The 14,632-nt window shown below is 74.2% G+C and carries 14 protein-coding genes; 4 read left to right on the top strand and 10 right to left on the bottom strand.

Annotation, left to right across the window (positions count from 1 at the left end; genetic code table 11):
- The first annotated feature begins 92 nt into the window (after positions 1–92).
- The gene (locus tag C1703_RS01120) at positions 93–1,076 is read left to right on the top strand and encodes an aldo/keto reductase (RefSeq protein ID WP_114250091.1); all 984 of its coding nucleotides are present in this window, start codon (positions 93–95) and stop codon (positions 1,074–1,076) included.
- Between the two features lie 9 nt (positions 1,077–1,085).
- On the opposite strand, the gene C1703_RS01115 is transcribed toward C1703_RS01120, so the two are convergent.
- The gene (locus C1703_RS01115; RefSeq protein WP_114250090.1) at positions 1,086–1,430 is read right to left on the bottom strand and encodes a hypothetical protein; all 345 of its coding nucleotides are present in this window, start codon (positions 1,428–1,430) and stop codon (positions 1,086–1,088) included.
- A gap of 152 nt (positions 1,431–1,582) precedes the next feature.
- Between C1703_RS01115 and C1703_RS01110 the strand changes: the two genes are divergently transcribed.
- Positions 1,583–2,080, top strand: a complete 498-nt coding sequence (locus tag C1703_RS01110; RefSeq protein ID WP_114250089.1) for a DUF6328 family protein — start codon at positions 1,583–1,585, stop codon at positions 2,078–2,080.
- A gap of 29 nt (positions 2,081–2,109) precedes the next feature.
- On the opposite strand, the gene C1703_RS01105 is transcribed toward C1703_RS01110, so the two are convergent.
- Both C1703_RS01105 and C1703_RS01100 read right to left on the bottom strand, forming a co-directional pair.
- The gene (locus C1703_RS01105) at positions 2,110–2,535 is read right to left on the bottom strand and encodes an SsgA family sporulation/cell division regulator (protein ID WP_114250088.1); all 426 of its coding nucleotides are present in this window, start codon (positions 2,533–2,535) and stop codon (positions 2,110–2,112) included.
- A 62-nt stretch (positions 2,536–2,597) separates the two neighbouring features.
- A complete protein-coding gene (locus C1703_RS01100; protein WP_114250087.1) occupies positions 2,598–3,653 on the bottom strand; it encodes a hypothetical protein in 1,056 nt (351 codons plus the stop codon).
- A gap of 152 nt (positions 3,654–3,805) precedes the next feature.
- Here C1703_RS01100 and C1703_RS01095 point away from each other — a divergent pair, with 152 nt between their 5' ends.
- Positions 3,806–4,498, top strand: coding sequence for a hypothetical protein (locus tag C1703_RS01095; RefSeq protein ID WP_114250086.1), 693 nt, complete (start codon positions 3,806–3,808; stop codon positions 4,496–4,498).
- Here the strand turns inward: C1703_RS01095 and C1703_RS01090 are convergent.
- On the bottom strand, positions 4,395–5,366 hold the full coding sequence (locus C1703_RS01090) for an LLM class F420-dependent oxidoreductase (protein ID WP_114250085.1): 972 nt from the start codon (positions 5,364–5,366) through the stop codon (positions 4,395–4,397). The two genes, C1703_RS01095 and C1703_RS01090, sit on opposite strands and share 104 nt — an antisense overlap.
- A gap of 72 nt (positions 5,367–5,438) precedes the next feature.
- Between C1703_RS01090 and C1703_RS01085 the strand changes: the two genes are divergently transcribed.
- Positions 5,439–6,875 (top strand): serine hydrolase domain-containing protein, encoded by a 1,437-nt coding sequence (locus tag C1703_RS01085; protein WP_114250084.1) that lies wholly within the window; start codon positions 5,439–5,441, stop codon positions 6,873–6,875.
- On the opposite strand, the gene C1703_RS01080 is transcribed toward C1703_RS01085, so the two are convergent.
- The 6 genes from C1703_RS01080 to C1703_RS01055 all read right to left on the bottom strand — a co-directional run bounded on the left by C1703_RS01080 (position 6,867) and on the right by C1703_RS01055 (position 14,575).
- Entirely contained in the window at positions 6,867–8,522 is a 1,656-nt protein-coding gene (locus tag C1703_RS01080) for a serine/threonine-protein kinase (RefSeq protein ID WP_114257229.1), read from the bottom strand. The two genes, C1703_RS01085 and C1703_RS01080, sit on opposite strands and share 9 nt — an antisense overlap.
- 344 nt (positions 8,523–8,866) lie before the next feature.
- Positions 8,867–9,826, bottom strand: coding sequence for a threonine/serine dehydratase (locus tag C1703_RS01075; protein ID WP_114250083.1), 960 nt, complete (start codon positions 9,824–9,826; stop codon positions 8,867–8,869).
- A 113-nt stretch (positions 9,827–9,939) separates the two neighbouring features.
- Positions 9,940–11,223, bottom strand: coding sequence for a polyprenyl synthetase family protein (locus tag C1703_RS01070; protein ID WP_232840370.1), 1,284 nt, complete (start codon positions 11,221–11,223; stop codon positions 9,940–9,942).
- Entirely contained in the window at positions 11,220–12,275 is a 1,056-nt protein-coding gene (locus C1703_RS01065; protein ID WP_114250081.1) for a tetratricopeptide repeat protein, read from the bottom strand. The genes C1703_RS01070 and C1703_RS01065 overlap by 4 nt, the downstream gene beginning before the upstream one ends.
- Before the next feature lie 194 nt (positions 12,276–12,469).
- Positions 12,470–13,147, bottom strand: a complete 678-nt coding sequence (locus C1703_RS01060; RefSeq protein ID WP_114250080.1) for an AIM24 family protein — start codon at positions 13,145–13,147, stop codon at positions 12,470–12,472.
- A 147-nt stretch (positions 13,148–13,294) separates the two neighbouring features.
- Positions 13,295–14,575 carry a CAP domain-containing protein gene (locus C1703_RS01055; protein ID WP_114250079.1) on the bottom strand — a complete coding sequence of 427 codons (1,281 nt, stop codon included), beginning with the start codon at positions 14,573–14,575 and terminating at the stop codon, positions 13,295–13,297.
- Positions 14,576–14,632 lie beyond the last annotated feature (57 nt).

Here is a 14,632-nt window from a genome sequence, read left to right as displayed (position 1 = left end):
CGCTATTCACTCGTGCGAGTGAATCCGGTGGGGTCGGCGGACCGGACCAGTACCTTCCACGCGGGACCCTGACGGATGACAGACTGACGCCCATGGACGAGCGCATATTCGACAGGTCGGGCCAGCACGCTTCCGTCGTCGGTCTCGGTACGTGGCAGCTGGGTGCCGACTGGGGAGACGTCGACGACAAGGAAGCCCTCGCGGTCCTGGAGGCGGCGGCCGAGGCCGGAGTGACCTTCTTCGACACCGCCGACGTCTACGGCGACGGCCGCAGCGAGCAGACCATCGCCGCGTTCCTCGCGGGCCGGCCGGACCTGCACGTCCTGGTCGCCACCAAGATGGGCCGCCGGGTCGAGCAGATCCCCGAGAACTACGTGCTCGACAACTTCCGCGCCTGGAACGACCGCTCCCGGCGCAACCTCGGCGTCGACCGCGTCGACCTGGTGCAGCTGCACTGCCCGCCGACGCCCGTCTACTCCACGGACGAGGTGTTCGACGCCCTCGACACCCTGGTCGAGGAGGAGCGGATCGCGGCGTACGGCGTCAGCGTCGAGACCTGCGCCGAGGCGCTGACCGCGATCGCCCGGCCGGGCGTGGCGAGCGTGCAGATCATCCTCAACCCGTTCCGCATGAAGCCCCTGCGCGAGGTCCTCCCGGCCGCCCGGGAGGCCGGCGTGGGCATCATCGCCCGCGTCCCGCTGGCCTCCGGCCTGCTGTCGGGCAAGTACACGCGGGACACGGTCTTCCCCGAGAACGACCACCGCACCTACAACCGGCACGGCGCGTCCTTCGACGTGGGCGAGACCTTCTCCGGCGTCGACTACGCCACGGGCGTCGAGGCGGCCGCCGAGTTCGCCGCGCTCGCCCCCGAGGGGTACACCCCGGCCCAACTGGCACTGCGCTGGATCATCGAGCAGCCCGGCGTGACGACCGTGATCCCGGGGGCCCGCTCGCCCGAGCAGGCCCGCGCCAACGCGGCCGCCGCCCGGCTGCCGGAGCTGCCCGGCGAGACGCTCACGGCCATCCGCGACCTGTACGAGCGGCGGATCCGGGAGCAGGTGGAGAACCGCTGGTAGGGCTCGCCCTCACGGCACCAGGAGCAGTTGCCTCTCCTGCTCCTGGTCGCCGGAGGCGGCACCGTCGTCGCGTGCCGTGAAGGCCCGGGTGAGCGTGTCGCTCGCCCGCCGCACCGCCTCCGGAGTGCCCTGCACGGTGACCGTCACCGGCGCGGACAGCCGCCCGGCGCCCTCCTCGGTGCCTGTGCCGGCACCGGCCTGCGCGCCGTCGAAGGTCGCCATGTGCACCGTCGCGTTCTCGTCGGCGGGAAGCTCGTCCGGCGCCCCGAACGTCCCTTCCAGGGCCCGGACGACCGCTCGCGCGTCGTCGGCGCCTCCGCCGCTGAGCGTCACGGTGAGCTGCGTACCGGACATGCGTCCACGACCTCCTCGGTCTCTGCGTCATTCGCGCCGTCCGTGTAACCGCCCCCTGATCGCTCAAACCGCGCGCGGGCCGGGAGGACGGTCCTTTCCGGGGAACCCGCCCAGGAGGAAGGACGCGCGAGTTGTCACACCGGGAGGACGCAGTGACCGACACGGCAGAGGGCGGGGCCAGGCGCCGGGGGCGCAACGAGACCGAGGAGGAGAGAGCGGACCGGATGTGGCAGGAGCTCATCCAGGAGGTCCGCGTGGCGCAGATGGGCGTGCAGATCTTGTTCGGCTTTCTGCTCACCGTGGTGTTCACCGAGAAGTACGACGACCTGACCGACACGGACCAGATGATCTACCTGGTGACGGTCGTGCTCGGCGCGTGCGCGACCGGGGCGCTGATCGGGCCGGTGTCCCTGCACCGCCTCGTCTCCGGGCGGCGCGTCAAACCCCAGGCGGTGCAGCTGGCGTCCCGGCTGACGCTGCTCGGCCTCGTGCTGCTGCTGGCCACCACGACCGCCTCACTGCTGCTGATCCTGCGCGTGGCCACCCACGACGGCTTCGTGCCCTACCTGGTGGCCGGCGTGGTCGGCTGGTACCTGCTGTGCTGGTTCGCCCTGCCCCTGTGGACCCGGCACCGCCACACCTCCAGGTGACCGGCGGAGCCCGCCCCGGTCGCCGCGGCTCAGCCCCCGGCGATGACGTCCGCGAGGAAGTCGTCGACGCGGACCTCCTCGCGGCCCGGCGGGACCATCTCGTGGGTCTCCCGCAGGAACGCCGCGAACGCCGGGGCCCAGGCGAACACCACCGCGTGGTGGCGGCCCCCGTCGGGGCGGGCATCGCCCAGGAACTCCATGCGCAGCTCCTGCCACACGCCCCGCGACTCGGGACGCATCCGCACGTCCCCGACCCCGACCGGACGCCGCAGACCGTCGGCGAGCATCTCCCGGTCCAGCTGCCACCGGGCGAGGACACGGCCGTCGTGACTGAAGACGACGGTGACGGCGAACGGGTCGGCGGCGTCGTAGCTCAGGTGGGCGAGCACGGAGAAGCGATCCGTGTCACCCGCCTGGAGCTGCACCACCAGGGTCTTGTGCACGAAGGAGTTCACGAGAGGGCCTCCGGGAAGAACCGACGTAGAGCCCTCTAGTACCCCCCATCCGCACAAGATGCTCAGCCCTCCGGGTGATTCCCGCGGGCTCCGCGCAGCGACTCGATGCACACGGCCACGGCCCGCTGGAGCTCCTCCAACTGCGTGACCATGTCGTCCTCGAAGAACTCCGGGACGTCGTCGAAGGTCAGCTCCTCGAACACCTTGGTCGCCTTCTGCAGACTGCTGTAGAACTTCGTGCGCCGCTCCTGCACGCGCAGCCCCGGGTCGGCCTCCACGGCCTCCACGACCAGGGACTTCATGGTGTCGTACGCCTCGGCGGCCCACTCGCCGGCGTCCTCGCCCTCGTCCAGTTCGTCGAGGAGGGACAGGTGCCGCTCGGCCTCCTGGCGGAGGTCGGCGGGCGCCTCGACGGTCTGCCCGGCAGGCGTCCTGATCTGCCCCGACTCCGCGATCTGGCGCACGTAGCCGATGCGGTCGGCGGCCCTGCTCTCCCCGGCGACGGCCTTCTTCAGTTCGTCGGTGCGCACGACGTCGCGCGCCAGCTCCGACTGGAGGCCGGGGTCCTCGCGGACCCGGTCCAGCAGGGCCTGGCGGGCCGCGCGGGCGGTGGAGGGGTCGGCGAGGATCGCGGCCCGCAGGGCGGTGGGGTTCTCCGCGACCTCCAGCGCCTTGGTGGGCCGGATGCCCTCCGCCTCGGCGGCCTCGGCGATGGCGGTGCCGCGCTCCGACGCGGCGCTGGTGCGGGAGACGTAGTAGCTCAGCCACACGTCGGCGTCCGGCAGTTCGACCTCCTGACCCGGGGTCAGGGCCTCGAAGTGCGGGACCATGCCGTCGTCGGCCGCCCGGTCCCACGCCTTGTAGTAGCGCATGACCCGCTCCGGGGAGCAGCTGGCGAGCTCGGCGAACTCCTTCGCGGACACCTTCGGCGTCTCGTCCGCGCCCTGCCCGCCGGGCCGCACGCTGCGCGCGACCTTCAGCCCGAAGGCCCACCCGCCGGTCCGGGCGTACGCCCCGAACTCCCGCGCGTCCCGCGCGACGAGGTCGGACACGGGCGCCGTGGACGCGGGATCCGGGGACACGGCGGACGACTCGGGCGGGGTGAGGGCTATGGTCACGGACGACTCTCCTGGGGGGGGCTGATCGGAACTGCGCGAAGTGCGCACGGCAGCCTACCGGCACCCGCTGACCTCGCCGTTCACCGCCGGTGGGGGTGCCGCCCTGTTTAATCCGTTCCCCCACGCGGCTCGCCTGCGCGAGGATGCCCGGCATGGTGCGACCTGAGATCGGCGCCGTGCCGCGCCGCTGCGCGGAGTGCGGCGGGTACGAATACGGCGGTGCCCCCGGCTGCGATGCGTGCCGCGCACTCGTCGACGGCATCGTGGAGGAGGCGTGGGCCGCCTTCCTGCGAGGGTGGGACGTCACCGACGCGGAGCAGGAGACGGCGCTGGCCGAGATGGTCGCGGCCGAACCCGACCGGCACGACTGGCGGGTGGTGGACGCCGCCCTCGACCGGCTCACGTGCCCCGGCTGCGGCGACCGGCTCGCCCGCGGCCCGGCCGGCTGCCCGCCCTGCGACCAGGCGCACGGTTTCCGCTACGCCGCGATCGAGACGGACCGGCCGGGCGTCCCGCCGGGCAACGAGCACGCGGTCCGCGTGAACGTCTCGGTGGTGCGCCGGCCGCAGGTCACCTCCGAGAGCGAACTGCTCGTCCGGCGCCTGCTGCTGCCCCTCCTCCTGGCCGGGGCCCTGCCCAGCACCGAGGAGGCGCAGCGGGTCAGCGCGCTCGTGAAGAAGAGCCCCCCGGGCCGGAGGGCTCTTCTGGTCGGTCAGGTCGTGGAGGCGCTCGCGGAGGACCTCAGCCGAACGCGTCGCGCAGGGCGGGCAGCAGGGTCTTCTCCGACCAGTCCAGATACGCCGGCTGGGACTCGCCGCCGATCTGGACCAGGGCGATCTCGGTGAAGCCGGCCTCGGCGTAGGGGCGTACGGCCTCCACGAACGCGTCCGGGTCGTCGCCGCACGGGATGGAGTCGGCGACGTCGTCCTGTGTGACGAACTGGGTCGCCGCCTCGAAGGAGTCCGGGTGCGGCAGCTCCGAGTTGACCTTCCAACCGCTGCCGAACCAGCGGAACTGGGAGTGCGCCCGCTTGATGGCCGTGTCCCGGTCGGGGTCGTAGCACACGGGCAGCTGGCCCACGCGGGGCTTGCCCGCGCCGCCGTGCCGGTCGAACGCCTCCAGCAGGCCCGCCTTGGGCTCGGTCGCGATCACCAGGTCGCCGAGCCGGCCCGCGAGTTCGCAGGACCGCTCGCCGGAGACGGCGATGCCGATGGGCGGGGCCTCCTCCGGCAGGTCCCACAACCGGGCCGACTCCACGTCGAAGTGCGTGCCGCGGTGGTTGACGTGACCGCCCTTGAAGAGGGCGCGGATGATCTCCACGGCCTCCTCGAACATCTCGTGCCGGACGTCGACGGACGGCCAGCCGCCGCCCACCACGTGCTCGTTGAGGTTCTCGCCCGAGCCCAGCCCCAGCCGGAACCGGCCCTCGGACAGCAACTGCACGGTCGCCGCCTTCTGCGCCACCACCGCCGGGTGGTAGCGGAACGTCGGACACGTCACGTACGTCATCAGCGGGATACGCGACGTGGCCTGGGCGGCAGCGCCGAGCACCGCCCAGGCGTACGGCGAATGGCCCTGCGAGCGCAGCCACGGGAAGTAGTGGTCGGAGGTCACCGAGAAGTCGAAGCCCGCCTCCTCGGCCCGCACCACGTGGTCGACGAGCTCGCGGGGGCCGGCCTGCTCGGTCATCATCGTGTATCCGATTTGCACCATAACCGCCGAGTCCCCTGACATCGGGCGGGAAAACGGCTCGATCAAGGTCCGCCGGCGAGGCAGGATGCCGGCATGACCGTGCTCTCACCCTCCGACCCCGCCGCCCAGGGCGTCGACGCGTCCGGCGTCCTCGCCTTCCTCGACGCCCTCGAAGCCGCCCCCGGGATCGAGCCGCACAGCCTGATGATCGTGCGGCACGGCCGGCTGGTCGCCTCCGGCTGGTGGGCGCCGTACACCCCCGGCCGCCCCCAGCTGCTGTACTCGCTCAGCAAGAGCTTCACCGGCACCGCCGCCGCGCTGGCCGAGGCCGAGGGACTGCTCGACTTCGACGCGCCGGTGCTCTCGTACTTCCCGGAGTTCGAGGCAGACATCACCGACCCGCGCAGCCGGGCCATGCTCGTGCGGCACGTGGCGTCCATGGCGAGCGGCCACGAGCGGGAGACCGTCGAGGAGGCGTACGCGCGCGACCCCGCGGAGCCCGTCCGCGGGTTCCTGCTGCTGCCGCCCGACCGTGACCCGGGCACGGTCTTCGCCTACAACCAGCCCACCACGTACACCCTCGGCGCGATCGTGCAGCGCGTGGCCGGCCTGCCGCTCAGCGAGTACCTGCGGCCCCGGCTGCTGGACCCGCTCGGCATCGGGGAGGTGGTCTGGCGGCACGACCATACCGGCCGCGAGCTCGGCTTCAGCGGCCTGTACGCCCCGACCGACGCCGTCGCCCGCCTCGGCCAGCTGTACCTGTCCGACGGGGTCTGGGAAGGCGAGCGGCTGCTGCCGCAGGGGTGGGCGGCCCGCGCCTCACGCCCGCACATACCGACCGCCGGTGCCATGGGAGACGGGGGATGGGACGACTGGAACCAGGGCTACGGCCACCAGTTCTGGATCTCCCGGCACGGCTACCGGGGCGACGGCGCGTACGGCCAGTTCTGCCTGGTGCTGCCCGAGCAGGACGCGGTGATCGCGGCCACCGCGGAGACCGAGCGCATGCAGGAGTACCTGAACCTGGTCTGGAAGCACCTGCTGCCCGCCTTCGGGCCCGAGCCGCTGCCCGGCCGGGAGGCCGCCGACGCCGAGCTGCGGGAGCGCCTCGACCGGCTCGCGCTGCCGCCCGCCCCGGGCAGGCCCGCACCGCCGGAGCGGGCCGAGGAGTGGGCCGCCGCCGAGTTCACGCCGTCCGGCGGGCCCGGTCCGGTGCGGGCGGCCGGGCTCGCACAGGACGCGGACGGCTGGACGCTGACCCTCACCGAGGAAGGACGCGAGGGCCGGCTGGACCTGCGGCTCGGCGGCCCGCCGGGCTGGACGGTGGCCGAGGAGCCCCTGCCGACCGCCGTCAGCGGCGGCTGGACCGACGCCGGCACGCTCGCCGTGGAGGTGGCGTTCCTGGAGACCCCGCACCGGCTGGCGCTGACCTGCTCGCTCGCGGACCGGACGCTCACGGCGCACTGGCGCACCCAGCCGCTCCACGGCCGCGGACTCACCGACCAGCGAGTGCCGCGCGGCTCAGTCTGAGCCCGGCCGGAACGTCTTCAGGAACGTGCGCAGCGCCGCCCGGTTCACCTCGTCATCCCAGTCGGCGTCCGGGGTGGTCCAGCGCAGCGAGAAGCTCCGGCCCCCGCCCAGCAGGAAGCCCCGGCCGAAGGTGTGCACGCGGGTGCCGTCGGCCCGCGCCGTCCACTCCATGTCGGCGGCCTCGCGGCCCTGGTACGTCGTCGCGCGGATCTCGCCGATCCGCTCGTAGCCGCCGTACCGCTTCAGGTGCGGTTCGACGTCGTCCCGCCACACGGCGACGGGGTCCGGGCCCACGCGTTCGCTGTAGGTGACGGCCAGGGCGCGGTCGTCGCCGTCGGCACCGAAGACGATCCGGTACGCCAGGTCGCCCTGGCGGTCGGTGTCCAGCCGCTTCCAGCCCTCGGGGAGCGCCACGGAGAAGCCCTCCGGCGCGTGGTAGCGCTGGAAGCCGGGCGGCAGGGCCGTGGCCGGGGCGGACGGCGTCGCCGTGGGGGACGGAGGGGTGCTCGTGACGGAAGGGGAGGGGGAGGGGGGACCTGTCGGGCTGGGGGTCGCCGACGGCTCGGGGCTGTCGCCGTCGCCGCCGGTGCTCTCGCCCGGCGACGCGGCGGAGGCCGGCGGCCGGGCCGGGGACTCTGCCGCGTCGCTGCCCGAGTCGCCGCCGGGCAGCCCCTGGGTCGCGGCGAGCACGGCGACCGCGACGGTGACGACGGCCAGGGCGGTCCCGGCCACCACGGTCCGTCTGCTCCAGGCCGGGCTCCCCGGCCGCCCGGCGGCGTACGCGCCGCGCAGCCGCGGGGCGGGCACCGAGCCCAGGCCCGCTTCGGGTTCCTCGCTGAGCGCGCGGGTCAGCGCCTCCCGGACCACCGGGCGGGTGAGCCGCTCCCGCGAGTCCTTGCGGAGCAGCCCCTGCACGACCGGCGCCAGCGGCCCGGCGCGCATCGGCGTGCGCAGCGGCAGCCGGTCCACGCCCTTCAGGGTGTTCTCCGGGCGCCCCCGGTCACGGAAGGGCGGGCGCCCTTCGACCGTCGTGTAGAGGATCGCGCCCAGCGCCCACAGGTCCGCCGCGGGTCCGATGCGCTCGTCGCGGGCCTGTTCCGGGGAGGCGTACGCGGGGGCCGTCAGGCGCGGTGCGAGGGTCGCGCCGGCCAGGCCGAAGCCGGTGACGACGATGGAGTGGTCCTCGCGCACGAACACCTGGCCGGGGCTGAGCTCGCCGTGCGTGATGCCCTCGGCGTGCGCCGCGTCCAGCACGTCGAGCAGCTCCAGCCCGACGCGCGCGGCCCGCACGTAGTTGAACGTGCCCTGCTCCGAAAGGAGTTCGCCGAGCGGCGTGCCGTCGATCCACTCGTTGACGGTCCACAGGGTGCCCGCCTCCTCGACGGCGTCCACGACGGTGGCGATGCGGCCGGGGCACAGCAGCGCCATGGACTCGGACGTGCGCAGCAGGCGGGCGGCGGTCCGGCGCTCGGTCTCGACCGGGTCGTCCGGGAGCCCGATCTGGGTGACGAGACACGGGCGCGAGATGTCGCCGGCGCCGATGTCCTCGGCGTACCAGCAGATGCGGTTGGTCTCGCGCTGGATGATCTCGAGCAGCCGGTACCGCCCGGCGACCAACTGGTGTGTGGAGACGTGCGCCCTGCCCATGGCCATCCCTCGCTGGAAACCTGGCTCTCACCTTTTCCAGAGGTACGGGGAGTGGGGCCGCCCGCGTTCAATCGGATCGCAACTCCGCCGTCAGTCTTGTCTTTTATTCAAAAGATGGGAGCAAGTGTGCGAAGAAAAACGGTCTTTCGCGGGTCCGGGGGCGGCTCACCTCGGCCATGCGGGCCGTCAGGGGCGAGGAGAATTCGGCCGCCGCGAGCCCGTGGAATCGTAAATCCCCGGCCGGCCAGGTGGTAACCGGCGGTAAATGCGAAGGTGTCCGACCGCTGAACTCGACAGCCCTCCGGAGAATTTCCGGCGACGGTTTCCGGAGGGCGGCCGGATCCTCAGCGCAGACCGAACCGGTGCGACCAGGCGATCACGTCACCGGTGCTGGCGTTGCCCCCGCACACCACCAGCCCGAGCCGGGCCCCGTCACCGACCCGCTCCAGGACCCGCCGGGCGGCGGGCAGCAGACACCCGGCGGCCGGTTCGGCCCACACCTTGGCGTGGTCGGCCAGGTCCAGCGACCCCTGCACGGCCTCCCGGTCCGGGACCACGAGCACGTCGGTGACCAGCGCGGAGACATGGTCGTACGTCAGTTGCGACACCTCCGGGGCGCTGAGCGTGGAGACGATCGACGACAGGGCGACCGGTCGGGGGCCGCCCGCCGCCAGCGCCTCGGACATGGCCTGCGCGCCCTCGGTCTCCACACCCCACACCCGCACGCCCGGCCGGCGCGCCCGCAGCGCGGTGGCGACACCGGAGATCAGGGCGCCGCCCCCGATGCTGACGAGCACGTCGGTGAGGTCCCCGGCGTCCTCGGCGAACGCCAGCCCGACCGTGCCCTGCCCGGCGATCACCACCGGGTCGTCGAAGGGATGGACCAGGGTCAGCCCTTCCCGCTGCAGCCGCGTCATCAGCGCGAAGGCCCCGGCCATGTCGTCGGTCAGCCGCACCGAGGCCCCGGACGACTCCGCGATCTCCACGGCCCGGGCGGGCGCCGACCGGGGCATCACCACCGTCGCCCGCACGCCGAGGGCGGCGGCCATGACCGCGAGGGCGATCCCGTGGTTGCCGCCGCTGACCGCCACGACTCCGGCGGCCCGCTCGGCCTCGCCCAGCGACAGCAGCTTCGCCGCCGCCCCGCGCGCCTTGAACGAGCCGGTGCGCTGCAGCACTTCCAGCTTCACGGTGGCCGGGACACCGAGCAGCGCCGACAGCCCCGGGCTGTCCACGGTCGGGGTGCGCACGACGTGCGCGGCGATCCGCTCGGCCGCGGCTTCGATCTCCGAGACGCCGATCACGGCAGCAGTCCTTCCGGCGCGGGTCGCGGAACGCGCCGTGACGCACCCTGACCCGCGGAGGGGCCCCAGGTCAACGCACCCGGTCAGGGCGGCGGCGGGCCCGCGCCCCGGCCTCAGGCGTCGCGCAGCGCCAGGTAGGCCAGCAGGGACCGCAGGTCGTCGGCTGCCCCCGCCGCCAGCGGTACGCCGCCGAGCGCCGTCTCGACGGTGGCGAGGTGCCGCCGGGCCTCCGTCAGGGCCGCCGCCCGACCGCCCGCCTCCTCGATCAGCGCGGCCGCCTGCCCCGGATCGTCACCGGCCTGCAGGAGCGCGGCGATCCGGTCGCCCTGCGGGGAGCCGAGCGCCACCAGCACCGGGAACGTCTTCTTCCGCTCCCGCAGATCGCCGTGGACCGGCTTGCCGGTGACCTCCGGGTCGCCCCAGATGCCCAGCACGTCGTCGACGATCTGGAAGGCGACACCGAGATGCCGGCCCGCCCGGTCGAGTGCGGTGGCCGTCCCGGGCGCGGCACCGCCAAGCACGGCACCCAGCGCGGCCGCGCAGCCCAGCAGCGCGCCCGTCTTGTGCTCGGCCATCACCCGGTACTCCTCCGGCCGCACCCGCTGCGGTCCCGTCCAGGGGCGGTCGGCGAACAGCAGGTCGTCCGCCTGGCCACGTACCAGGTCGCCCAGCGCCCCGGACAGCGTCCGCACGGCGGCGGCACCGCCCGGCTGCGCGGCGAGCGTCCCGACGGCCAGGGCGAACAGGGCGTCACCGGCGAGGACGGCGGGGCCGGTGCCGTAGGCCTTCCACACGGTGGGGCGTCGGCGCCGGGCCGCGTCGCCGTCCATGATGTCGTCGTGCAGCAGGGAGAAGGTGTGCACCAGCTCCACCGCGACGGCCGCGGCCACCCCGTCCCGCCCGGGCGCCCCGGCCGCCTCGGCACCCAGCACCGCGAGCGCCTGCCGCACGCCCTTGCCGCCCGGGGCGACGGCCGGGGCCCCACCGACCTCACACCAGCCGAAGGAGTAGGCGGCCATCTCGGCGACCCAGGGGTGCAACTGCCCGACGGCTTCGACGAGAGCGGGGCGGACGAGCGCGCGGCAGCGGTCGAGGACCTGGGAGGCGTCTGCGGAGTCGGCAGCGGGACCGGGCCGGTCGCCGTGCGGCGCGGCGGGCGGGAGGGAGCGCGCCGCCGTCGCCGCGCCCTGGCGTGCGCTGCGCGCGGGCGTCGGCCCGCCGGGCGCGTTGGGGTGTGGTCGTTGCGCGGTGGCGGGTCCGCCGGTGGTGCCCGGCCGTGCCGGCCGCGCGGCTGCGGGGGCCGCCTGTGCAGCGTCCTGCCCTGCCGCCTGCACTCCCGCACCGGCCGCCGCCGTGTCCCGCCGCACCGGCCCTGCCGTTTTCGGCAGCGCCGTCACCGTGCCGCCTCCGTCGTCCGCGTGGTGGCCGGTATGCCGAGTTCCTCGTGGGCCCGGGCCGCCATCTCCCGGGCGTGCTGGAGGCCGATGCGTTCCAGTAGGCCGGTGAGGTCGGCCAGTTCGGCCGCCGTCTCGGCCCGGTCGCGGCCCAGCCGGGCCCGGGCCTTGGCCAGGCCCAGCCGGGACAGCGCCTCCCCGCGCGGCTCGCTCATCTCGCGGAACTCCGCGAGCGCCTGCTCGTACCACGCCCGGGCCTCGGCGTAACGCCCGGCCCGGTACAGCACGTTGCCGCGCATCTTGTGGTTGTAGGCCAGCGCGCTGGACAGCCGCATCGCGCGGCACGTCGTCTCCGCCTCGCTCAGCAGCTCCAGGGCCCGTTCGGTGTCCCCGTCGCGCACCGACACCACATCGGCCAGACCGCGCAACGCCCAGGCGTGACCCCGCCGGTCGTCGGCGCGCGCGGCGATCTCGGCGGCCTCCTCGAACAGGGCGTAGGCGGTGTCGTACTTCCCGGTGTTCCGGTGCATCTGCGCGATGCCCTCCAGCGCCCACACCGTGTGCCGCGCCTCCCCGCGCCGCCGGGCCTCGGCGAGCAACTGCTCGTGCAGCCGGCCGACCGCCTCGTAGTCGCCCTGGATGCGGCCGGTCTCGGCCAGCCCCGCGAGCGAGTACCCGCGTACGACGACGTCCCCGCCGCGCTCGCCCAGGTCCGCCGCGAGCTGCAGCAGCCGGCGGGCCAGCCGGAACGCGCCGCGCTGCCGGGCCAGCGTGCCGCCGCTCCACAGCGCCCAGGCCATCGCCGCGACGTCCCCGGCCCGGCGGGCGGCGCGGTAACTCGCCTTCCAGGCCCGGTCCGCCTCCTCGACCCGGCCCAGCCGGCGGTGCGCCTCGGCCACCGCGAGTCCGGAACGCGCCGCCTCCGCGGGCCGTCCGGCACGCTCGGCCGCCTCCAACTGCTCGGTGCCGGCGGCCAGGACGTCGGTGAGGGAGGAGTTGACGGACAGGGTGGTGAGCGCGCCCTGGTACTCCGGGGCGAATGCCTTCCCGTACATCGATGCCTTTCGGTCCGTATACACAACATCTCTACACAGGGCGTATACATGGTGTGTATAGAAGAGTGGAAACCGGCCCTGGCCACGAGGGCCAGGGCCTCACCTGTTGCCGATCAAGACGCCGGCGGAACGGACCGGGTTGCCTGTGAGGCGCAGATCACCTGACGAGGGCTCAGCGGCGCCGCACGGGCGTCTCAGTGCTGACCGGGCTTCTGCGGGGTCGCCTCGCTGGGCCGTACGACGGCGTACCCCTCGCCCTGGAGCATCAGCTGCACCGCCTCGCCGGAGCCGCCGCGCAGCATGGAGCCGAGGGACTGGGAGCGGTGCAGGGAGGTCTGCAGACCCGCGGTCCAGCCGACGATCGCGTCGGTGTCGACGTACACCGGGTACTGCGGCGAGACCGGGATGACCAGCGGATTGCCCTCGCACACCAGGCCCAGCCTGCCGTGCCCGGTGAAGACGCTGTTGAACAGGCCGCCGCCGGTGATGCCGGCGCCCTTCACGGTCGCGATGCGGTACGCCAGCGTGGCGTCGAAGCACAGGACGTTGCGGCCGTTGACGGTGAACTCGTCACCGGGTTCGACATCGATGATGAAGCAGTTCTGCGCCTCGTGGGCGAACCAGGCCTCGCCCTGCCCGCGCACCGCCATCAGGGGCAGTCCCTCCCCGGTGACCGCGCGCTTGAGCATGCCGCCCACGCCCTGGCCCTTGCGTTCGAACTGGAGGCTGCCGCGGTAGGCGATCATCGCGCCCTGGCGTGCGAGCATCTCGCCGTTCACCGTGTAACGGATGCACTTGGCGTTCTCGACGGCCATGCCCGGTGCGACGGCGGGCTGCACCATGTGCTCGCTGGAAAAGAGGTCACCCTTCATACCGGCATCCTCGCCCGGAGGCTCTCCCTCCGCCAAGATCGCGGTGATCGCCGGGGAGTGGACGGGGCGCCGGGGAGAGGACGGACCGCTGCGGCAGTTGACGGACCGCTGGGGGAGTGACGGACCGTACGGCCCGGTGACGCGGCCTCAACCGCCGAAGAGCTGCGTCCAGTAGGTGCCCGCCCGGCCGCCGCCGGCGAAGCCGATCCCGATGTGCGTGAAGCCGGGTTTCAGGATGTTGGCCCGGTGGCCGGGGCTGTTCATCCAGCCCTCCACCACGTCGGCGGGGGAGCGCTGGCCGCAGGCTATGTTCTCGCCGATGGAACGCCGGGTGGACCCCGCGGCGGCGGCCCGGTCCCAGGGCCGGCTGCCGTCGGGCGCGGTGTGCGAGTAGAAGGCGCGGGCCACCATGTCCGCGCTGTGCGCCTGCGCCGCCGCGGTGAGCAGCGGGTCGACGGCCAGGGGCGGCAGGCCGGCCCGGGCGCGCTCGCGGTTGGTGAGGTCGGTGACGGCGGCCGCCGTGTCGGCCAGCCCGGCGGGCGTGAGGGGCCGGGCCCACAGTGCCGTCCAGTACGTGTCGCCGGAGGGGCCGTCGTGGAGGCCGGCCAGCCCCGCGTGCGTGAACGCCGGGTCGTGCACGGTGCGGCGGGGGGAGTCCGCGCGCAGGCAGTACGCGACGAACTCGGCGGTGCTGCGCGGGCCGGACACCAGGTGCTCGCCGACCGTGAGGTACGCGTACCCGGCGCCGGTGACCCGCTGGTACACGGAGACGCCGTCGCTGCTCTCGACACCGAGCCGCCCGGCGGCGGCCATGGCGGCGGCGTGCTCCCGCGCCGCGGACACCAGGCGGGCGTCGAGGGAGACCGGCGGTGAACCGGCCGCCGCCCGCGCGGAGTTGACCAGGCCGAGGAAGCCGTCGTCCGGGGGCGCCTGCCCGGGCGCCGGCGGGTCGTCCACGACCTCGACGCCGAAATCCCGCGCCAGTCCCGCCAGTCCGTCCGCGTACCCCTGACCCAGGGCCCGCAGCTTCCAGCGGTCGCCGCGCCGGTAGAACTCGGCGAGCAGCAGCACCGTCTCCCGCTCCGGCCGCGGCGGGGCGAACCGGGCGAGCGGCCGGCCGGCCGCGTCGGTGACGTGGAGCGTGGGGGAGGGCAGGCGGCCGAGGGGGGTCCCGGGGTCGGCGGGGCTGACGGCGACGGTGACCCGGGTGGCGCCCGGACGCAGCCTCGGCGGGTCCACGGTGAGCGTGTCGCCCCGCAGCCGGGCGCCCGGCGCGGCCGGCTGGTTGTAGAAGACGAAGTCTTCGTCGCCCCGGACCTTTCCGCCGTCGTCCGTGACGAGCGCCGACACGTCGAACGGCCCGGGCACCCGGACGCTCACCGCACCGCCCGGCAACGGCAGATTGCCCCCGGGAACCAACTCGCCCATCGCGCCGCCCTGTCGTTCCGCCCTGTCCGCGCCGGTATGGCGGCGGATGCCCGGACA

It is taken from the genome of Streptomyces sp. Go-475 (assembly GCF_003330845.1).
In the GTDB taxonomy this organism is placed as follows: Bacteria; Actinomycetota; Actinomycetes; order Streptomycetales; family Streptomycetaceae; genus Streptomyces.
This window is presented reverse-complemented; position numbering and strand designations above follow the sequence as displayed.